Genomic DNA, 20,413 nt, shown 5'->3' with positions numbered 1-20,413 from the left:
TTTTCGGATCTGTGTTATTCCCCTGTGGATATCTCAGGCGGTGCGTGTGCGGTAGCCACCTGGCTGGACTCTCCCTGCAGGGCGTGCCCGGTTTCTGCGTCAAAGTACAGTGCTTTGGACAAATCGAGTGCAAGGGTAAGCAAAGTTCCCTCGTGTACGGTTAGGGTATGGTTGCAGCGGGCAACTATCGGTTGTACACCTGCATCGAGATACACAAACGTTTCTGCCCCTAGAGCTTCAACTGCAAGTACTTTTAGCTGAATGACGTTGGCGCATTCTCGCGCGAGTGTTTCTTCCGTGCGCGGCGTGATAGCTTCCGGTCTGAGGCCAAAGACTACCTGTGTGCCAATATAGTTTTTTAACAAAAAGGACGCGGGGATATCCGGTCGAAGAACAAAAAGACCTGTATCAATTTTTATCCCATGCTCATCTTTAACAATCGTAACAGGGAAACAATTCATAGGAGGAGAACCAATGAATTGTGCAACGAACGTGTTCGCAGGATGCTGGTAGATATGGAGAGGAGAACCAATCTGTTGTACGCACCCGTCTTTCATGATGACAATCTTATCTGCCATTGTCATCGCTTCTATTTGATCATGGGTGACGTAAATCATCGTGGCCTTTAGGCGCTTGTGAAGAAGAGAGATTTCGGATCGCATTTGCACGCGCAACTTTGCATCTAAATTTGACAATGGCTCATCAAAGAGAAAAACCTTAGGATTTCTGACAATGGCACGTCCAACTGCAACGCGTTGTCGCTGTCCCCCCGAAAGTGCTTTGGGTTTTCGGGCAAGCAGTGGTTCGATATCAAGAACACGCGCTGCTTCGTGGACACGGCGGATGATTTCTTGCTGAGGGATTTTACGGATTCTAAGGCCGAACGCCATGTTGTCAAAAACGTTCATGTGTGGGTAGAGCGCGTAGTTTTGAAAGACCATCGCGATATTGCGATCTTTTGGTGTAACGTGATTCATGTGCTCACCGTCAATGTAGAGGTCACCTGAGCAGATATCTTCAAGCCCTGCAATGATACGTAGTGCAGTTGACTTGCCGCATCCAGATGGTCCGATGAACACCACGAACTCTCCACTTTCTACGGTAATAGTTACGTCTTTTACTGCATGGACGCATCCGTGATACGTCTTACAGATATGCTTGAGTTCAACCTTTGCCATAGCGTTTACATTCCTTTTGAAACACGGGTGCGCAACACACTACTTTCCTTACGCAAACGGGAGGTGGTGTTGTCATATTACGCGCTCTGCATGTGGTGCAAGCGGTCGTCTAGATATGCGACAAGCGCTTCGGTAAACAAATCTTGATTTATCAATTCGTGTGCAAAGAAACGGAAGCCGATGGCACCGGCGTGTCCACCGCCGTTTTGAATAGCAAAATGAGATAGTAGTAAACGTAAATCCAACTGTTTCACCCGCGCGGCAGTGCGCACGCGCCACTGCGTGACATAAAATTGCTGTGTTGGATCTGGATACGCGGAGATACCGATACCTGAGATACTCTCTGCAATGTTGCTGGTCGCCATTTTTATCAACGAAACGAAATGTTCTGCATTGCAACACTCGTGCAACGCCTGTGTTTGTGTCTGATTGAGAAGGAGCAGGGAAATACTGCCGCGGTGTTGCACGTTTTTCACCATTGTTTGGTAAACCGCATGTTCTTCAGCGGACAGAGACTCCAGGGTATGGAGGATTTGTTTGGTGGATGCTATGTTCCCGGTAGTCGGTTTTGTTTTTTCCCTGAGCATAGTGTTCAGCCTCTGGGTGAAGTAGGTGTAGAGCGCGCGGTCTTTCCGACTTATCAAATAAGCACCTGTCTTTGCATCCCCTATCATACCGGTGAGTATTGAAAGCACAACATTGCGTGAATACAAATTGCGTATCCCAAGCGCAGTGCGCTGCGCGTGGTTACGCGCGAGTTTGTAACAAAGATAAGCGATGATTTCGCACGTGCTAGAGGCGCGTGCGATAAGGCTGTAGCCTGGATCACCGCAGCAGGCAGCGTTTGCAAAAAGGTGATGGTCAAGTTCAATTTTACGGATAGTCGAATCTGAAAGGAGTAGTCGGCACGACGGAGGCGCGTAGATCATACCGGGATTTGGGGTGTCTAGAATGACCAGGGCATCCGGCATACGGGGGACAGTTTGTGTATCGAGATGGACGGCAATTCCGTTATAGAGACAAATATCAATGAGGAATGAAATCTGCACACGAATGGGACCTTGACAACAAATTTCCACGCGTTTATTGCATTGCGTGAGCAGGAGTGCGAAGGCTACTAACGATGCGATACAGTCTTCATCAGGATGTTCATGTCCGAGCAAAAGAAAGGAGCCGTGTATCGCAATCTCCTGCAGAATATTTCGGACGACGGCATTTTTCGCTGCAATGGAGAGATCTCGTTTTGGCGACAGAGAATAGGTGTAGTCACACGCTAGCGCGCCCATGACGGCGAGTATACTATAGAGTGTCCGCTGGTGTGCGGCAAGTGAGACCGTTCTCCCAATTATTTTCTGGGTAATGTTGCTCCCTTGTTACTCGTGTGAATTTGCAGTACCGTTGGGCCAGAGGCAGCTTGGCGTGCGCAGGAGTGATTGTGTGTGCGCCAGACGTGACGGAGCCGAGGTTGTATTGAGTTTTCCTTTTGCATGATGACGTTTCCCGAGGCTGCATCGTTTTTGCCGTTCGTGCGGCGCGCAAAGACGTGCCTGCGCGTCTTGCGTATATGAACGGACTGCAGCCCTGCCTTGGGCAGGGTGTGTCTTGCGATTGCGTTGGGGCATGCTGCAAGAAGCGTACACAGGGGGGCATCCCCCACGAGGGTATGGAGAGGAAATGAAAATTATCATCAGTGCTTCTGTGCAAATTATTCTTGATCAGGCCTTTGATTTAGCGCGTAAGCGGCATCACGAGTACATCACCGCAGAGCATGTTCTTTTTTCTGCCCTTGCGCATCCTGCTGCGTTGGAAATTATCAATCTCTGTAGCGCGGATATCGCGCTCATCCATAGTAATCTGTCAGAGTTTTTAAAAACACAAGTTCCCGTTGACTTAAGTCATACTCCTTCTCAATCACTGGGTTTTCAGCATCTGCTTAAGCGTGCAGTCTTGTATTGCGAGGCGAATAAAAAAAATGCTCTTGAAGTCGGAGATCTGTTGGTAAGTCTCCTCCAAGCGGAGACAAACTATGCTTCGTACTACATGCGTATGTCGGGTATGAGCACGGCGCGCTTGATTGAAGTGATAGCTCGTGTCAATGGCATCCGGCACGGGGATAAGAATGTGTCGATGGGGTCGAACGCGCAAGAAAGGTATTCAGAGTCAGACGACGTTGGCGAATCTGCAGGGCACAGTCCTCCGCTCGATGGAACAGAGGGGGATGGTAACACAGCGGACGTACATGTGCACTATGAACACTGCGCGCATAAACGCACGGATGCAGATACGCATCGGTATACGGTGCTGGAAAAGTATACGGTGAATCTCACCGAACGTGCTCGTCGGGGAGAGCTTGCTCCGCTCATTGGGCGTACGCAGGAAATTGAGCGGACGATTCAGATTTTGTGCCGGAGACAGAAGAATAATCCGGTACATGTGGGTGAAGCTGGTGTGGGAAAGACGGCAATTACTGAGGGGCTTGCGCAACGTATCGTGCGGTGCGATGTGCCAGAGGCGTTAGAGGGAGTAGAGATTTTTAGCCTTGATATGACAAGCCTGTTAGCAGGTACAAAGTTTCGAGGGGATTTTGAAGAGCGGCTCAAGCGTCTTGCAGAAGAGTTGGAAAAGAAAACACAAGCAATTCTTTTTATTGATGAAATTCATACGGTAGTCGGTACTGGCTCAGGCGGTTCGGGTGGTTTGGATGCGTCTAACTTACTCAAACCGCTGCTTTCTTCAGGAAAGATTCGCTGTATTGGTTCTACCACGTATGAGGAATACACCAAACATTTTCGCAAAGATCAGGCGTTAGCACGGCGTTTTCAAAAAATTGATATTGAAGAGCCTTCTGAGGAGGAAACCCTCCGAATTTTGGAAGGGATTCGTACGCTTTACGAAGACTTTCACGCAGTGCATTACAGTGATGAAGCATTAGCTGCTGCGGTGAGACTTTCGGTGCAATACATCCAAGGAAGACATCTGCCGGATAAGGCGATTGATATTATCGACGAAGCAGGCGCGTGTGCAAAGCTATCCCGGGGAAAGCACGGAACAGAGGGAGTGTGTTCAGTAATTGGGGAGTCGGATATAGACGAAATTGTGGCAAAAATTGCGAAAATCCCTAAGCAGCGGGTATCTGCAAGCGAAATAGAAAAGTTGCGTAACTTTGAGCGCAGTATTTCAGAAAAAATTTTTGGACAAGGCGAGGCAATTGACTTAGTCACTCGTGCGCTGAAGCGCGCGCGGGTGGGATTACGCGTAAAGCATAAACCTATAGCAAACTTGCTTTTTGTGGGGGCTACCGGTGTGGGAAAAACAGAGCTTGCGCGGACGCTTGCCCAGGAACTAGGGATTGTGCTGCATCGTTTTGACATGAGTGAGTATCAGGAAAAGCACACGGTGAGTCGGTTGATCGGCTCACCGCCCGGTTATGTTGGGTTTGAAGAGGGGGGATTGCTCACCGACGCGGTAAGGAAACAACCGCATGCGGTGCTCCTTTTGGACGAAATAGAAAAAGCTCACCCGGATATTTTTAATGTCCTGCTCCAGATTATGGATTACGCAACGCTCACTGACAACCAAGGCAGAAAAGCGGATTTTCGCAATGTTATTTTGATAATGACAAGTAATGCAGGTGCCCGGAACATGGGTGTTTCTCTCATCGGTTTTCACAAGGGGCAGGTGGGTACTGCAGTTATCGACGAAGCAGTAGAACGTATTTTCTCTCCAGAATTTCGGAATCGGCTGGACGCAGTTATTCGTTTTGATGCGTTGTCCTTGGAAACGATGGAACGCATCGCCCGCAAGGAGCTTGCCCTGGTGTGTGAGCAACTGCAGAAAAAACACATTCGTTTTGATATTACCGATGATGCAGTCGCGTTGCTCGCTGAGCGTAGTCACTCAGGGGGAAGTGGTGCGCGTAATGTTGCGCGCTTGGTAGAGCAGGAAGTTGCAAATGTGCTTGCAGATCTTATGCTTTTTTGGAGGAGTCGCTGAGGGGGATGCGTTGCGGTGCACGGTAAAAGATCGGCATGCTCAATGCAATTTTCTCCGCATCGAGTGCGTGCAGTCTTCGTATTCGGGGAGTATCCAAGACGCGCTGGGGTGATGATGCGTGGCACGGTAACGGTGTATCCGTGTGGTAGGCAGTGCACGTGCACTGAGTTATTCAAACGCGTTTCTCTCTTATCTTCCGCCAAAGCTCTGCACTCCATACCGCCACCTCGTCTATGATCCTGCGCGCGTTCCCACCGGCAGTGAGAGTGGTGCCTGAAACGAGCGGAACGCGAGCGAGCACCATTCCATTTGATTCGTCAAGAACATGCGCAAAACCGATAACGTCCGTTTCTTGTAGCGGTGCGCGCAAAAGGGGAGGGAGTGCGAACGTTATGCTGATGCGCGTACCGGGCGTATTCAGAACTGGGCACGATGTACACGAGGGGTGGAGGATTGGTCGCAGTGCCCCAGGGCGCTTGCTGCCCAGGACGGGAATAGCACGGGGAAGCGCATCACTGATAGCCGTGCGTACATCGGTGCACTGGAAATGGGTGAACGCCCAGTATAGAAGGGTAGCGCCGTCACGCGCGCGGATGCGCTTTCCTTCGGGAATGGAATTCCCTGCGCCGCCTAAGATAACTGCAATGATGCGAGTGTCTCCGCGCAGACTGCTGAGCGCGACGTTAAAGCCGGATTCGCGGATATAGCCAGTTTTTAATCCGTCGCAGCCGGGCACTGCTGTGGAAACGTTTCCGCGCGCTGCGGTTGCTGCAAGCAGGGTGTTGGTTGCAGGGAAACGTGTGTGTGGGGGTATTCTCGAAGTAGCGGGAGAGTTACTACGCTGAAAGTAGCTGCGCGCATGAAAGCGTGCAAGGTTTTCAGGCCATCGGCGCACGTATTGGCAACAAAAGAGCACAAAGTCACGCGCAGTAGTTACATTGTGTTCGCTCAGACCGCTTGGTTCCACAAAGCGTGTGCGCGTAAGACCCCATTTCTGTACAAGCGTGTTCATGCGCGTGCAGAACGCCGGTATACTGCCTGCAACTGCATAAGCGAGGGTGTAGGCTGCATCGTTCCCCGAAACGATGTTCATACCTGCGAGTAAGTCGTGTACGCTGATGTACTCACCTGTACGTAAAAATATAAGCGAGCTGCCCGGTGCAAAGGCCTGCGCGCTACCTGCAAGCGGTACGCGTATACGCTGTTGCCAGTGGAGTTCTCCACGCTCGAGTGCTTCCATGACCACTGCACAGGTAACCAGTTTTGCCAAGGACGCCGGGGGGAGGGGTAGGTCTGCGCAGAAGGAGGCAAGGAGTGTGCCGCTTCCTCCTTCGGCGATGGCGTACGCGCGGGCACTGATGGGGGGTGGGGTGGATCCTGCAGATAGATTGGTAGATTGAAGCGTACGGATAGGGTGAGCAGAAAAGGGATTACGGGACGACGGAGAAAAACGCAGTGTTGGGGAAAAAAGAAAGGAAGGGTGGAGTACTCGCTGCGCGTGCCACTGCAGCGCCCCTGCCCCGACTACGCACGCACCTAACGCATACAGCGCGCGCTGCCCACGCCGCCGTACCACGGCGCGCGGGGAGCGCGATGAGTGGTCTTTCAAACGGGCAGCACACGCGTGTACCGGGTGTCCCGGCACACCGTATTAGGGACAGAGCGTACGGCACGGGCCGACCGCACGTGCGTCACCCCTTGAAAAGCACGCCGCGACACGTCCTGCGTACCACAGAAAACACCACACGGGTCATCATACAGCCTCCCGGCAGAGCATGTTGTTTGCATTATTTTAGTATAGCAGAATGCGAAGTGTGCAGCGAAGGATTCATCAATCCTGTTGCACTCTCTTCTTTTTTGTGAGGCATATATCGCACCGGATGCTCCTTGCGTCTGCCTGCCCTTTTGGGCAACACTTGTTGCCAGAAACCTGTCTTCACGAAGTCTTGTTTAAATCAGAGTAGGAAACGCTATGACGCGAAAATTAATCACCGCCGCACTACCTTATGTGAACAACGTTCCACATTTGGGAAATCTTATCCAGGGTCTTTCTGCAGACGTTTTCGCACGTTTCTGTCGGATGCGCGGCTATCACACGTGTTTTGTATGTGGTACCGACGAATACGGCACGGCAAGCGAAACCCGTGCGGCAGAACAAGGTCTCAGTCCTGCACAATTGTGTGCGCACTACCATGCACTGCATCGCGACATCTATCAGTGGTTTGATCTGTCCTTCGATTATTTTGGGCGCACTACAAGCGATGCGCATACTGAGCTTACGCAGGCGTTGTTTCGTCATTTGGATGCGCGGGGTTTTATCAGTGAACATGAAAGTGCGCAGGCGTACTGTCTGCACTGTGCACGGTTTCTTGCTGATCGCTATTTGCGCGGTACCTGTCCCCATTGCCGTAATGCTGAGGCGCGTGCTGACCAGTGCGAGCACTGTGGAGCGCTCCTTGAGCCGGAAACGCTCCTGAATGCGCGCTGTGTGAGCTGTGGCACGGCGCCGGAGTTTCGCCCTACGCGTCATTTGTATTTAAATTTGCCTGCACTGGAAAAAGCCTACCGCTCGTGGTTTTGCACCACGAATCATCTGTGGACTAAAAACGCGGTGCGTATGACTGAAGGTTGGCTACGTACGGGATTGCAGGAGCGTGCGATCACGCGCGATCTGCGCTGGGGGGTGCCAGTTCCCAAAGCAGGATTTGAGCAGAAGGTATTTTATGTGTGGTTCGATGCGCCAGTCGGTTACATTTCCATTACTAAGTGTGGCACAGAGGCAGCTTCCTCGCAAGAAGGGGGGGGGACCGACTATGGCGTGAAAGAAAAATGGCAGTCTTGGTGGCTTGATCAGCAGGATGTGGAGTTGGTCCAGTTTGTGGGGAAGGACAATATTCCCTTTCATACGCTGTTTTTCCCCTGCATGCTCATCGGTTCCGGGCAGCGGTGGACGATGCTTACGCGTCTTTCTGCGACGGAGTATTTGAATTACGAAGGGGGGAAGTTTTCTAAGTCTTTAGGGGTGGGCGTTTTTGGTTCGGATGCAAAAGAATCGGGCATTCCCTCAGATCTGTGGCGTTTTTATCTCCTGTACCATAGACCGGAAAAAAGCGATGCGCACTTTACCTGGCATGAGTTTCAGGAGCGTGTAAACAGTGAGTTGATTGGTAATCTGTGTAATCTGGTCAATCGTACGCTCACCTTTGTGGCGCGTACGTACGGGGGCGTAGTCCCTGCGCAAGATGGAGCGCGCAGCACCCGTGCGCAGGTGATGGAAGAAACGCTTGCGCTCCGCGAAGCGGTGCGGAATACCGCAAAGCGCATGACAGATTTAATGGAGCAGGTACAGTTGCGAGAAGCGTTTAGAGAAGTGTTTGCGCTCTCAGCGCGTGCGAATAAGGCGTTGCAGGATGGTGCACCGTGGAAAACGCGGGCGCAGGACCGTGAACGTGCAGACGCCTTGATGCGTGAGTTATGCTATGTGATTCGGGATGTGCTGATTTTAGCGCATCCTTTTTTGCCGTGGTATACGCAGCAAGCGGCCCGATTTTTGGGTGTTCAGTTGTCTTCCTGTGCACCAGAGGGGGGAGGAGCTGTGTGTGCTGCGAAGAAAGACGCGGATACGGCGCAGCCGGACACAGTGCAACCGACCCTCCGATGGTCAGACGTGGGAGAACGCAAGGGTTTAACGCAGGTGCATCCGCCGGTGATTTTATTCCGTCCGTTGGAGACGGAAACTATCGCTGCGTATCGTGCCCGCTATGCTGGAACAGCCAGGGATGGGGCAGGAGTGAGCGTACCGCGCACTGCACAGATGCCCACGGGAATGAATAAGAAAGAGACAGACGCTCAACAAAAGAGGGAGGAGCGTGAAATGCCCCCTCCCTCAGATACTGCACGGTTATCTGCATTTTTTTCTGAGCGCGTTGTACTGAAAGTAGCACGAGTGTTGCAGGTGGAGCGTCATCCGAATGCGGATATGCTTTTTGTTGAAACATTGGATGATGGCTCTGGCGTTGAGCGCGTTATTGTTTCTGGTCTTGTGCCTTATATGGCTGCAGATGCGTTGCGTGGTGCGCACGTGCTTATTGTGGATAACCTGCAGCCGCGCTCACTGCGTGGGGTACGGTCTTGCGGCATGCTGTTGGCCGCAGAGTATGTAGATGCGCAGGGCACAAAGGCAATTGAATTGGTGCAGGCGCCATGGGCTCTGCCCGGTGAACGCGCAACACTTGCGAGTGCGCCGCCGGTCATTACACCGCACGGGTCTGCCGTTATCGATGCGGACGCTTTTTTTTCTGTGCCTATTCGTGTGGTAAATTATGCAGTAGAAGTTGCAGGTGAGCCGCTCATGGTTGGAGGAAGGCCACTGGTAATGCAGCGAGTGAAAGAGGGAACTGTCGGCTAGGAATATTCACAGAGCATTTGGTTTTCCGTGTCGGATAGGGGGAGCGCAGCATGAACGTGGGATTTTTGGGTTTTGGAGCAATGGGACGGGCGCTGGCAGAAGGGTTGGTGCACGCAGGAGCGCTGCAAGCGGCTGAAGTGTACGCCTGTGCGTTAAATCAGGAAAAGTTGCGTGCGCAGTGTACATCTTTGGGCATAGGTGCCTGCGCGTCAGTTCAGGAACTGGTACAGAAAAGTGAATGGATTTTTCTTGCAGTCAAACCATCTCAAATCAGCACGGTACTGCGCGATCGCCAATCCTTTCAGGGAAAAGTGCTTATTTCCCTTGCGGCGGGTATGTCCTGCGCTGCATACGAGGCATTGTTTGCCGCGGACCCTCATCAGGGTATCCGTCACCTGTCACTTTTGCCGAACTTACCTTGTCAGGCGGCGCGAGGGGTGATCATTGCAGAAGCGCGCCACACCCTGCACCACGATGAGCACGCTGCGCTTTTAGCAGTGCTGCGCACAGTTGCACAGGTAGAGGTGGTGGACACCGCGTACTTTGCGATCGCAGGGGTGATTGCAGGCTGTGCTCCGGCGTTTGCCGCGCAGTTTATAGAAGCGCTCGCTGACGCAGGGGTGCGCTATGGTCTGGCGCGCGATCAAGCGTACCGGCTTGCGGCACACATGCTTGAAGGGACTGCAGCGCTCATACAGCACAGTGGTGTACATCCTGCACAACTTAAAGATCGCGTGTGCTCTCCTGCAGGGAGTACCATTCGCGGGGTGCTTGCGTTAGAGGAGCAGGGATTGCGCCGTGCAGTTATACACGCGGTGCGCGCTGCGCTCAGTTCTTCCTAAGGGGTGGGCAGGGTGCATTGCTTGTTTTTTTTTGACTGCTGACAGTACAGTTGCACCCTTGTGAAAGGTTCGTGCGTATATTGGCGGATCGGGGTTCTCGTTTGTATTCTGTGTGGAGTGGGGAGCTGTGGCGGTCGTGCGCGCGTGCGCGAGTATTCGCGTGCGGAGCTTGTTATCGGTACGCTCTGTCGCGTGCGCGTGTACTCTAAGCGACCTGCTGCTGAAGTGCACGCGGCGCTTGAGGAGGTGTTCACGCTGCTACAACAACAGGAGATGGTGCTGAGTGCTAACCGTGATGACTCTGCGCTTGCTGCCCTAAACGCTCAGGCAGGTTCGGCACCGGCTGTTGTTGACAGGTCGCTGTATGCGTTGCTTGAGCGTGCGCTTTTTTTTGCAGAAAAGAGTGGGGGTGCGTTTAACCCCGCACTAGGTGCGGTAGTCAAGCTTTGGAATATTGGCTTTGACCGTGCTGCTGTCCCTGACCCCGACGCGCTCAAGGAGGCGCTGACACGTTGTGATTTTCGTCAGGTGCACCTGCGCGCTGGGGTATCGGTGGGCGCGCCACACACGGTACAGTTGGCACAAGCGGGCATGCAGTTGGATTTGGGAGCCATTGCTAAAGGATTCCTTGCGGACAAGATTGTACAACTGCTCACTGCGCATGCCTTGGATTCAGCGCTCGTTGATCTGGGAGGAAATATTTTTGCCCTTGGTCTTAAGTATGGAGATGTGCGCTCAGCAGCCGCGCAGCGGTTGGAATGGAACGTGGGTATTCGCGATCCGCACGGCACGGGGCAGAAGCCTGCACTGGTGGTGTCGGTGCGCGATTGCTCGGTGGTGACTTCTGGTGCGTACGAGCGTTTCTTTGAGCGTGATGGGGTACGCTACCATCATATTATCGATCCGGTTACCGGGTTTCCGGCACACACTGATGTGGATTCTGTGTCTATCTTTGCACCCCGTTCCACAGATGCAGATGCGCTTGCTACCGCCTGTTTTGTATTGGGGTATGAGAAAAGCTGTGCGCTCTTGCGTGAATTTCCCGGTGTTGACGCGCTGTTTATTTTTCCTGACAAGCGCGTGCGCGCAAGTGCAGGGATTGTCGATCGCGTGCGTGTGCTCGATGCACGTTTCGTGTTAGAGCGTTAGGACAGCACGTGTGTTGTTCGTGTGTAAAAAAGTGTGGCGGACTGTCCTCATCATGGTGTGTGTGTGCAGGATGCGTGCGCGGGGGTTCGGTCAGATGTCAGGGTGTAGGCAAAGATGAGCGCAGCGCTGACAAGAGGTGTTGAGTGCACCCTTTACTCCTAGGTTCAGTGAGCTGCGTAATTTTGAATCGAGGAGTACAGTGATGGAGACGTTTTTTACCTCAGAGTCTGTGAGTGAGGGTCATCCTGATAAGCTGTGCGACCAGATTTCTGACGCTGTTCTTGATGCCTGTCTTTCGCAAGATCCTCACAGTTGTGTTGCGTGCGAAACTTTTGCCTCCACGTCCCTTATCCTGATTGGAGGTGAAATTAGCACGCGGGCGCATATTAATCTTACCCAAATTGCGCGTGATGTTGCCGCTGACATTGGATATGTAAGCGCTGATGTCGGTCTTGATGCAGCGTCCATGGCTGTTCTTGATATGACTCACCATCAGTCGCCTGATATTGCGCAGGGGGTGCACGGTGCAGGACTGAAGGAGTTTGCAGGATCGCAGGGGGCAGGGGACCAGGGGATTATGTTTGGTTTTGCGTGCCGCGAGACGCCGGAGTTTATGCCCGCCCCCCTCATGTGCGCGCACGCGGTTGTGCGCTATGCTGCCACGCTTCGTCATGAACGCCGTGTGCCGTGGCTGCGTCCTGATGCAAAAAGTCAGGTTACCGTACAATACGAGGGACATCGACCGGTACGTATCAGTGCGGTTGTGTTTTCTCAGCAGCATGACCCGTCACCTTCATACGAAACCATTAGAGAAACGCTCATAGAGGAGATAGTGCGTCCGGCGCTTGCACCTACAGGTCTGTTAGATGAAAACACGCGTTTTTTTATCAATCCAACCGGTCGTTTTGTCATTGGCGGTCCCTTTGGGGACACTGGTTTGACCGGGAGAAAGATCATCGTAGACACGTATGGGGGAATGGGCCGCCATGGGGGAGGCTCCTTTTCAGGTAAGGATGCATCTAAGGTAGATCGTTCTGCAGCGTATATGGCGCGTTATATTGCAAAAAATATTGTGGCAGCCGACCTTGCTGAGCGCTGTGAGGTGCAGCTTGCATACGCAATCGGCGTGCCATATCCGGTTTCGCTGCGGATAGAAACGTTTGGAACGGCGCGCGCATCTGAGTCACACATCACACACGCGGTGAAAGAGATTTTTGATTTAACCCCAGCGGGCATCGTGCGCACGTTGGACCTGTGTGCGCCTCGGTACCGCTCGACTGCAGTATATGGTCACTTTGGGCGCGAACAGTTTCCTTGGGAACGCACAGACTGCGTGTGCGACTTACAGCGTGCGGTGCGCCCGTTCGCGCTCTCCGGCCAGATAAAAGAGTAGCTTCGTTTCTTTTTTGTCTGCGCGGGGCTTGTATCGTTACAGCCCTTCACTTTCTGCCCATGTTACGATGATTGGCTCTAGGGAGTGTATGGAAAACCCAAGGGTATGGACCTGCTGGTATTCATGACTGTTGGGCCACCGTTGGTAGGGGTCATCGTAGTGCGTGTGCAAAAAGTGATAGATGGTGTCTTCTGCATTGTTTTTGCGCGCGCGCAGGCGCAGACCACGGCGTACTGTTGCACGGTTGAGCACCGTACGAATGGCGGTCCGGACCCCTTTGAAGAACAATTCGCGATACACGCCGTAGTCCTTCCCGGTGATTCTTTTAACAATGTGTGCGATGGATTCGACCGTCTCTTCCGGTGGGGAAAATCGCTCTACGGTTGCAGCTCCCTCCTGGTGCACGGGAGAGGAAGTGACGATATCGGAATGTCTCGCCTCCGCGTGTGTTCCTGTACGTGATGCACGGGAACTGCGCGTGCGGACGTTCTTTGTGTTGTGACGGAAAACCCTTTCCATTCCCGCTGTTTCATCTTTCTGTTTTGATTCCCCACTATCTTTTTTACTAATTTTCTCCGAAGGAAGGGTAGGTAACTCTTTCTTACACGCACGAGTCCGTGCACGCGTGCCCGCCGTCTTGCGCGCATGCGGGGTAGAAGATCGTCTGTGAGTCGCAGGCACTTTTTTACCCTTTTGATGATGATGCTCCGCACGTTCTACCAGGCGCGCTTTTAACCAGTGCCAGTTTCGTTGCAAATATAGATCACCACTGATGCTGTAGTAATACCCTGAGGCGACGTGCGCGAGCACCAAGTGCAAAATATCTTCGTCTTTCCATTGGTGACTCCGTCCAGTTTTAATTGAATGAAAGATATTGTAGTGATGTGTTTTATACTTTCTGCTGTACAGCAGCACGGTGTTCTCAAAGGCTCGATCATCGTATCTGTGCCAGTATTTGATTGCATACGCAAGCACCCGATCTTCAATTTTTGTAATAGTTTTCGCGATTTCAATGGTGCGTACCTGTTCTGCGGTGAACACCAGTTGTGAAAAATCTATCGTTGAAGAGGTATCTGTACCGTGAGCCTCTGTGCAAAAGTCGTAGGTTGCGCGCGTGTGTGACTCCTGCCTAAATGTTCGCACAGAAGAAAGCGTGTCGGTAACGTACATGCGAATGATGTCTGCAGCCTTTTCCATCTCTTTCTCTCGGTAGAGCAGCCATTGTGCATAATGCGTGTGCTTTCTGGAGAAATGAACGGACTCAAAGCGGTTGAGAGAAATAGAACGCACAATCTTTTCGCAAACTCGGATCAGCGTGCGCACGTCGGTCAGGTCGAGGGGCGCAACCGCGGCGGCGAAAAAATCAATAATTTTCTTTATTTCTTGGATTTTCTTCTGAGCGAGCTCTGCTAGGGCATCGGCAAGCACTTCCTTGAACCGCACGTCCCTTTTGCGATAATAGGACATGAGGAGTACCCTACGCTCCTTCTGAGGGTATTTCACCAAAAGCGTGCGGTTGTAGATATCCAGTGCCTGTCTTTGATCTCCAAGGGATCTTAGTTCAAAATACCGGTCGATGTCGGCATCTTCGCTAAAACTCAGCTGGGGAAACTCCGCCCTCAGTACTTTTTTATCAAGCTCTGTGAGTGTGCGCACGACATCCCAGGTGCGTAGACAAGCTCTTTAGAAGAAAGGCTGGCGCGCAGCGCCGGCCTTTCGAAGCGGTGAGAAGAACTAACGCAAGAGGCTTAGAACGCTCTGCGTAGCCTGATTCGCCTGTGCAAGCATAGCAGTCCCAGACTGCACCAGAATCTGGTTCTTGGTGTAGTCCACCATCTCTTTTGCCATATCCACGTCGCGGATGCGAGACTCAGCTGCTTGCAAGTTCTCTGCCGCGACATTGATACCGGCAACCGTGTGGTCAAGTCTATTCTGGTAGGCACCGAGATCAGCGCGCTGCTTATTAATTCTCTTTATTGCCTGATCAAGCGTACCGATTGCGCGATTGGCCTTTTCAGGAGAATCGATATTCATGACCGACTCGTCACCTGCATCCCGAATTCCCATGGCAACTGCAGTCATGGTCCCGATATACGCACGCGTGCGCTGGTCCATGTTTGCACCGATGTGGAACCACATGGATGCAGTTACAGTGTTCTCCCCGCCTTGACGCGCGAAGCGACCAGTGAGCATGTTCATGCCATTGAACTGAGCGTGGCTGGCAATGCGATCCACCTCTGCTACCAACTGAGAGACCTCTACCTGGATGTAGAGACGGTCTTCTGCGGAGTAGATACCGTTCGCCGCCTGCACACTCAGTTCGCGAATGCGCTGGATAACGTCGGTGGTCTCCTGTAAAAACGCCTCCGCAACCTGAATGAAGGAGATGCCGTTCTGCGCGTTTGTAGACGCCTGGTTCAAACCACGGATCTGGCTCCGCATCTTTTCAGAAACTGCAAGACCCGAAGCGTCATCCCCTGACCGGTTGATGCGCAGTCCTGAAGACAACTTCTCAATGTTCTTCTGGACGGACAAGTTAGTGTGTCCGAGCGTTCTTTGAGAGAACATAGCGCTCATGTTGTGATTGATGATCATGAAGCATTACTCCTTTTGGTGCTTTCAAGCGGACCAGCCGCCCTGGCATCCCTGCCGTTGCACCCCGTGCTTGGTAAGGGGTATCGGAATACGCCGGGTGCACTTGAGGAAAAAGCGGTGCGTATATCTTGCGTACGTGAGTGCTTGAACGTTGTGCAAATCGGAGGTAGAATCCCCCTCCCGTTGACCTCTGCAGCAGAGTTACCCCGGTTGGGTTCGTGCGTGAGATAGGTTGCCAGTTGCGGCCGGCTGTGTGTGCACTGTGGATTGAGTGGCTCTGTCCTTGTTTGAGCTTGTGCGCGGCGTAGCTGTACTTGGCGTGCACTGCCGTCTTAGCTTTCCACGGAGGGATGTGGGAGAAGATAATTAGGGAATGTGGGGAAGGCGTATGAGGTGTATGAAGATACCCAGGCAACTGACGAGGCGTCGGCTACTTGAGAGGTTTTACGCGCACCCGTGGGTACTTGTTGCGGTGCTTGGCGCGCTGACGCTCTTTTTTGCAGTCCAGCTACGCACGCTACGCTTGGACAATAACAATTTTCGCTTTATCCCCAAGGAAAACTCGGTGCGTATCGCCGATCAGCGCATCGATGGCACATTCGGCTCCCAAGTTCCTGTGCTCATTGGTATTAAGCGTGAGTATACTTCCGTCGTTGATCCTGTCTTTCTTGCGGACGTGCGGTCGCTTATTGAACGCATCAGTGCGGTCCCCTTGGTGAGGGCGGAGAGTACTCTCTCACTCCTGTCTGCCGAATACCTTGGTCTGCGTGCAGGAAATATTATCAGTGAGCGTGTTGTTCCTGATGAGTTCTCCGGAAGTGCAGAAGAGGTACAGGGCGTTTATCGAAAACTTCGAGACTGGGATTTCTATGAACGTAATCTAGTCTCGCGCGATCTGCGCTCTATGCAGATAGTCGTGTTTCTAGACACCTCCAACGAAGAAAGTAGTTCACCTGGAGCGATGGCAGCTTGTCGCGCGATCATACGCATTCTCGGTGCGTGGAAAAGTCGTGACGCTCAGACTTTTGTCACAGGGGCGACCGTTTTTAACGAAATGGGGAATGAGGCGTCGATGCACGATTTAACGCTCCTGGTGCCGCTTGTGGTGCTCATAATAATCGTGGCGTTGTTTGTATCGTTTCGCCGCCTGGCGGGTATCTTCTTGCCCCTTTTGACAGTGGTCATATCTACCGTGTGGGCCTTAGGAGCTATGGCTTTGTGTGCCATACCACTTTCTATCCTTTCTGCCATCTTGCCTGTAATTCTTATTGCCGTCGGGAGCGCATACGGCATTCATATAGTTAGTGCGTATTTTTACGGCGCCTTCTCGCGTATCTGCTCCACCCGGCAGGAGCATCGCGCTCGCATCGTGGAGGCAGTGGATAAAATAATTCAGCCAGTTTTTTTGTCTGCACTTACCACCTTCGTTGGTTTTGTATCTTTTTGTTTCACCTCCGTTGTGCCTATTTTTGAGTTCGGCGTGTTCGCAAGCGTGGGCGTGGCGTCTGCGTTTGCAGTGGCGCTCATGCTTATCCCCTCGCTCCTCATTATCCGTGGACCTGAATCGCGTGTGTGTGCGCATGCTCCCGATGCCGGCCATGAACACATGGATACGGCGATCACCGGTACGCTGATGGTAATCGCCGATCACTATCGGACGGTGTTGTTTGTTGCGTTCCTTGCTGTTGTATTTTCCCTGGTGGGGATGTCACGTTTGGTAATTGACAACGTGCTTGCGGAATACTTTGAGCCGGAGGTAACAGTGGTGCAGTCTGATCGCTTTATGCAGCAGCACTTCGGTGGTTCTCGATCGCTCACCGTATTAGTGAGTACCCCTGCGCGGGATGGCAGTGTAGCACGTCCGGATGTACTGAAGGCTATGGATGATCTGACTGAGTTTTTACAAACGCGGGTGGAGCATGTGGGAAAGGTTATTTCTCTCGTCCCGCTTATCAAGCGCATTAACCAAGTGTACAACGCAGACGCGTCGGCGCGAGGCCTGGAGGCGCAGTCTGCAGATGTGGTGCGCGGTGGTACGGATGACTTTGGTGTTTTTAAAACATTCACGGGCGGACATGAGGAACCTGCGCGGGCGGAGACGTCACGTACTTCCTTGGCGGCGCCGGGGTCATCGTATGATTTTCGTCAAGCAGTCGGTATGCTGGTAAGTGCCGTGCGGGATTCTGATTTTGATCGTTCAGATGTGCAGCAGCTCGTGCAGGCTCTTGAGAAGGCGGTGAACTACGATGGGCGCGCGTATTATGAGATACCGTGTGATCCTAAGAAATATGGGGTGAAAACGAGCGAGGAATTGCAGGAAATTATCAGTGGGTATTTGTTACTGCTTTCAGGAAAAGGGTTGGGTCTGGTGGATCGTGCCGTAGACCCCCGTGCGTTAAAGATGAACATCCAGCTCGGAACTAAGGGTCAGCAAGACTCATACGGTGTCATTGAGGCAGTAAAAAAGTTTATCCGGGAAAATTTTCCTCAAGACGTGCACGCTGAGTTTGGCGGCTCAGTATTGGTTGAGCAATCCTTGAATGATCTGGTGGTACAATCTCAGCTGATTTCACTGGTTTTTTCTTTGTGTGTAGTTTTTATCATCATCGCAGTACATTACCGCTCGCTGTTTGCTGGTATAATCGGTACCCTTCCTTTAGGAGTATCTGTGTTGGTGAACTTTGGGGTTATGGGATTTTTTGGCATTAAGCTGAACATTTGCACCGCGATGGTGGCAGGCTTTTCAAGCGGTATTGGGGTCGACTATACGATACACTATCTGGCGGCGTATGGGCGCGTGTGGAAGGAGTGTGGTGGAAAGGATTTTCTGACACAAACGTTCTATGGTTCAGGGCGGGCAATTCTTTTTAATGTTCTGTCTGTAGGATCGGGATTTGCAGTGCTGATGCTTTCAAAGTTTAATGTTCTTGCTGATTTTGGTTTGCTTATGGTGTTGGCTATGCTTACAAGTTCAGTGGCGAGTCTCACGCTCCTTCCTACCTTACTGAATGTGGTCAAACCAAGGTTCATCACACGATAGAACCAAAGGGAGGTATGCATGAAACGGATAGCATATGTGCCGTTGTGTGCGGTAGTTGGTGGCGTGTGTTCGATGTGGGCACAGAGTGCAACAGATGTGATGGGTAGCTTTAAGAAAACGGCGGAAACAGGCACAATGGGTACGCAAGCCCGCATGGTTGTCCGGAAGGCGGGTAAGACGGTGAATACCTTAGTACTTAAACAGTATACCCGGTATGAAAAGAGTGGAGAGCAAAAGACTCTTATAGAGTTTTTGTCTCCGTTGAGCGTAAAGGGAACACGCTTCTTATCCCTGCAGAAAAAGGACGGGGCGTGGGAGCAGTACCTCTATTTGCCCAAACTCGCACGCGTCAGGAGCATTACAGGAGGGGATGCCCACGCTTCGTTTATGGGGACGGATTTTTCGTATCACGATCTTTCGCTTGTTGGTGGGGTTGCTGATCTTGATGAATGTACGCTCGACGGTACGGAGTCGTACGAGGGAAAGATGTGCGTGCGCATTCAGACACCGTCACACAAGCCCCAGGCGCGGTACGTCAGGGCGTTGCTGTGGATAGAGCAGGAAACAGGTCGTTTTGTGAAGGGGGAATTTTTCGATAAAAAAGACAAGCGCGTGAAGATCATGACGCTTTCTGATTACGAGACTATCCAGGGTGTAGATACACCAAAGACGGTTGTGCTCGAGACGATCGCCCAACGCAGTACCACAACCATTCACCTCATGAAGGTTGAGTATCACATGGACATCCCTGAGAAGGTGTTTACCCCTGAGTATCTAACCCAAACCGATCGGTGAGTGTTGTGGCTTTTAGCGTGTTGTTTCTTCGTGCGGTATGGCTCGGTGGTTGGCGGTCGAGCCCTTCTTGAGCGTCTCGAGCGTCGAGGCGCCATCCTGCCGTATTGCGTTTAGGAAGTCGATGACGCTTGGGTAGCGCTGAAAAAACTCACCCCACTTTGTGAGGCGTTGCATTTCAAAGTTCTCAAGTGCGCTGCGCTTTGCCGCTTGCTGCGCGAGTGCACTGAGGTGTTCGGACCGCTTCGCTTCGAACGCGCGGTAGGCCTGCTCTGCAGTGTGGTACAGGACCATGTCTGGTATGTGTACCTCGGAAAGCACCACCTCTGAAATTGCGCAGTGGGGAATTTCTTTTTCGATTGCGCGTTTCAGTTCTCGTGTGGCAAGCCCGTACTGCGTGTGAACGCGCTCGTAGAGGGCTGGGTCGGCCATGCAGCGCGCGATGAAATCGTGCGACACCTGGGTGAGTGCCGCTTGTGCTGTAGTGTCCACGTATCGCTCGAGCGAGTTTTGGTCAGTGATCCTTTCTCGCTGCACGGTATCCAACAGGAAAGCTTCTTTGAGAGCAACGCGCGCCGAGAGCGCTAAAGTCCAGTCAAAGGGTGCGTGTTGGTCAAGCAGCTGCGCGTACTCCTTCGCCGCGGGCAGGACGTCCTGAACGGTGACGGAGACCGTCTGCTTCTTCAACTCAAAGGCAAAGAGCTCCGCATTGGACGGGAGCAGCGGCTCCCAGCGCCAGAGAAATCGCCCCGGAGCGATGAGCGCGTGGTGGTAACCACCTGAGCGTGATCGCATAACCCCATAACTTCCCGCCGGCAGGGAGAGCTGAAGCCATCCCCTCCACAGAAGGTACGTACTCGCGCCCAGGGCACAGACAAGCGAAAAACAAAACGTCCGCACACGCATGAGTAGGGGAGCCTAGCAGTTTGTGTATCCCAACGCAAGAGTATTTGGGCGCGCAGTATATGGTGGTATCGTGCAGTCCTTTTGCACTGTCCATTGCTGAGACATACCGTGGTAATT

Annotated in this window: 14 protein-coding genes and 1 pseudogene; 8 read left to right on the top strand and 7 right to left on the bottom strand. The window is 52.4% G+C overall.

The annotated features are described in order from the left end of the window. Positions 1-14: 14 nt before the first annotated feature. The 3 genes from TPCCA_RS03960 to TPCCA_RS05385 form a co-directional block, all read right to left on the bottom strand. Positions 15-1,178 carry an ABC transporter ATP-binding protein gene (locus tag TPCCA_RS03960; RefSeq protein ID WP_013945392.1) on the bottom strand — a complete coding sequence of 388 codons (1,164 nt, stop codon included), beginning with the start codon at positions 1,176-1,178 and terminating at the stop codon, positions 15-17. Between the two features lie 77 nt (positions 1,179-1,255). After that, on the bottom strand, positions 1,256-2,464 hold the full coding sequence (locus tag TPCCA_RS03955) for a DHH family phosphoesterase (protein ID WP_013945391.1): 1,209 nt from the start codon (positions 2,462-2,464) through the stop codon (positions 1,256-1,258). Positions 2,465-2,477: 13 nt separating this feature from the next. Further along, entirely contained in the window at positions 2,478-2,807 is a 330-nt protein-coding gene (locus tag TPCCA_RS05385; protein ID WP_193386064.1) for a hypothetical protein, read from the bottom strand. Positions 2,808-2,852: 45 nt separating this feature from the next. Between TPCCA_RS05385 and clpA the strand changes: the two are divergent. Next, a pseudogene (gene clpA, locus TPCCA_RS03950) lies at positions 2,853-5,283 on the top strand (ATP-dependent Clp protease ATP-binding subunit ClpA). Positions 5,284-5,343: 60 nt separating this feature from the next. On the opposite strand, the gene TPCCA_RS03945 reads toward clpA, so the two are convergent. Continuing rightward, positions 5,344-6,780 (bottom strand): D-alanyl-D-alanine carboxypeptidase family protein, encoded by a 1,437-nt coding sequence (locus tag TPCCA_RS03945; RefSeq protein WP_245522104.1) that lies wholly within the window; start codon positions 6,778-6,780, stop codon positions 5,344-5,346. 363 nt (positions 6,781-7,143) lie between these two features. Between TPCCA_RS03945 and metG the strand changes: the two genes are divergently transcribed. The 4 genes from metG to metK all read left to right on the top strand — a co-directional run bounded on the left by metG (position 7,144) and on the right by metK (position 12,963). Further along, positions 7,144-9,579, top strand: coding sequence for a methionine--tRNA ligase (gene metG, locus TPCCA_RS03935; RefSeq protein ID WP_013945386.1), 2,436 nt, complete (start codon positions 7,144-7,146; stop codon positions 9,577-9,579). 50 nt (positions 9,580-9,629) lie between these two features. Then, a complete protein-coding gene (gene proC, locus TPCCA_RS03930) occupies positions 9,630-10,421 on the top strand; it encodes a pyrroline-5-carboxylate reductase (RefSeq protein ID WP_013945385.1) in 792 nt (263 codons plus the stop codon). 60 nt (positions 10,422-10,481) lie between these two features. Continuing rightward, positions 10,482-11,570 (top strand): FAD:protein FMN transferase, encoded by a 1,089-nt coding sequence (locus TPCCA_RS03925; protein WP_013945384.1) that lies wholly within the window; start codon positions 10,482-10,484, stop codon positions 11,568-11,570. Positions 11,571-11,772: 202 nt separating this feature from the next. Further along, positions 11,773-12,963 carry a methionine adenosyltransferase gene (gene metK / locus TPCCA_RS03920; RefSeq protein ID WP_010882239.1) on the top strand — a complete coding sequence of 397 codons (1,191 nt, stop codon included), beginning with the start codon at positions 11,773-11,775 and terminating at the stop codon, positions 12,961-12,963. A gap of 36 nt (positions 12,964-12,999) precedes the next feature. Here the strand turns inward: metK and TPCCA_RS03915 are convergent, their stop codons facing one another. Then, entirely contained in the window at positions 13,000-14,619 is a 1,620-nt protein-coding gene (locus TPCCA_RS03915; protein ID WP_013945383.1) for a hypothetical protein, read from the bottom strand. 78 nt (positions 14,620-14,697) lie between these two features. Continuing rightward, positions 14,698-15,558 carry a flagellin N-terminal helical domain-containing protein gene (locus tag TPCCA_RS03910; RefSeq protein ID WP_010882237.1) on the bottom strand — a complete coding sequence of 287 codons (861 nt, stop codon included), beginning with the start codon at positions 15,556-15,558 and terminating at the stop codon, positions 14,698-14,700. On the opposite strand from TPCCA_RS03910, the gene TPCCA_RS03905 reads away from it, so the two are divergent. From TPCCA_RS03905 to TPCCA_RS03895, 3 genes are all read left to right on the top strand, one after another. Continuing rightward, the gene (locus tag TPCCA_RS03905; protein WP_193386044.1) at positions 15,544-15,789 is read left to right on the top strand and encodes a hypothetical protein; all 246 of its coding nucleotides are present in this window, start codon (positions 15,544-15,546) and stop codon (positions 15,787-15,789) included. The genes TPCCA_RS03910 and TPCCA_RS03905 overlap by 15 nt on opposite strands. Before the next feature lie 157 nt (positions 15,790-15,946). Continuing rightward, complete coding sequence (locus tag TPCCA_RS03900; RefSeq protein WP_245522103.1) at positions 15,947-18,598, top strand: efflux RND transporter permease subunit; 2,652 nt, start codon at positions 15,947-15,949, stop codon at positions 18,596-18,598. 18 nt (positions 18,599-18,616) lie between these two features. Further along, a complete protein-coding gene (locus tag TPCCA_RS03895) occupies positions 18,617-19,393 on the top strand; it encodes an outer membrane lipoprotein-sorting protein (RefSeq protein ID WP_013945381.1) in 777 nt (258 codons plus the stop codon). A gap of 12 nt (positions 19,394-19,405) precedes the next feature. Here the strand turns inward: TPCCA_RS03895 and TPCCA_RS03890 are convergent, their stop codons facing one another. Further along, entirely contained in the window at positions 19,406-20,185 is a 780-nt protein-coding gene (locus TPCCA_RS03890; RefSeq protein WP_245522102.1) for a hypothetical protein, read from the bottom strand. Positions 20,186-20,413: the final 228 nt, after the last annotated feature.

This window comes from Treponema paraluiscuniculi Cuniculi A (assembly GCF_000217655.1).
Lineage (GTDB): Bacteria > Spirochaetota > Spirochaetia > Treponematales > Treponemataceae > Treponema > Treponema pallidum.
The sequence above is the reverse complement of the archived record's forward strand: the minus strand, read 5'-3'. Positions and strand labels throughout refer to the sequence as shown.

Bases quoted from the DNA above. Each gene is read 5' to 3' on its own strand.
- TPCCA_RS03900 (WP_245522103.1), top strand. From the start codon at position 15,947: ATGAGGTGTATGAAGATACCCAGGCAACTGACGAGGCGTCGGCTACTT.
- TPCCA_RS03895 (WP_013945381.1), top strand. From the start codon at position 18,617: ATGAAACGGATAGCATATGTGCCGTTGTGTGCGGTAGTTGGTGGCGTG.
- TPCCA_RS03955 (WP_013945391.1), bottom strand. From the start codon at position 2,464: ATGGGCGCGCTAGCGTGTGACTACACCTATTCTCTGTCGCCAAAACGA.
- TPCCA_RS03910 (WP_010882237.1), bottom strand. From the start codon at position 15,558: ATGATCATCAATCACAACATGAGCGCTATGTTCTCTCAAAGAACGCTC.
- TPCCA_RS03890 (WP_245522102.1), bottom strand. From the start codon at position 20,185: ATGCGATCACGCTCAGGTGGTTACCACCACGCGCTCATCGCTCCGGGG.
- TPCCA_RS03960 (WP_013945392.1), bottom strand. From the start codon at position 1,178: ATGGCAAAGGTTGAACTCAAGCATATCTGTAAGACGTATCACGGATGC.
- proC (WP_013945385.1), top strand. From the start codon at position 9,630: ATGAACGTGGGATTTTTGGGTTTTGGAGCAATGGGACGGGCGCTGGCA.
- metK (WP_010882239.1), top strand. From the start codon at position 11,773: ATGGAGACGTTTTTTACCTCAGAGTCTGTGAGTGAGGGTCATCCTGAT.
- metG (WP_013945386.1), top strand. From the start codon at position 7,144: ATGACGCGAAAATTAATCACCGCCGCACTACCTTATGTGAACAACGTT.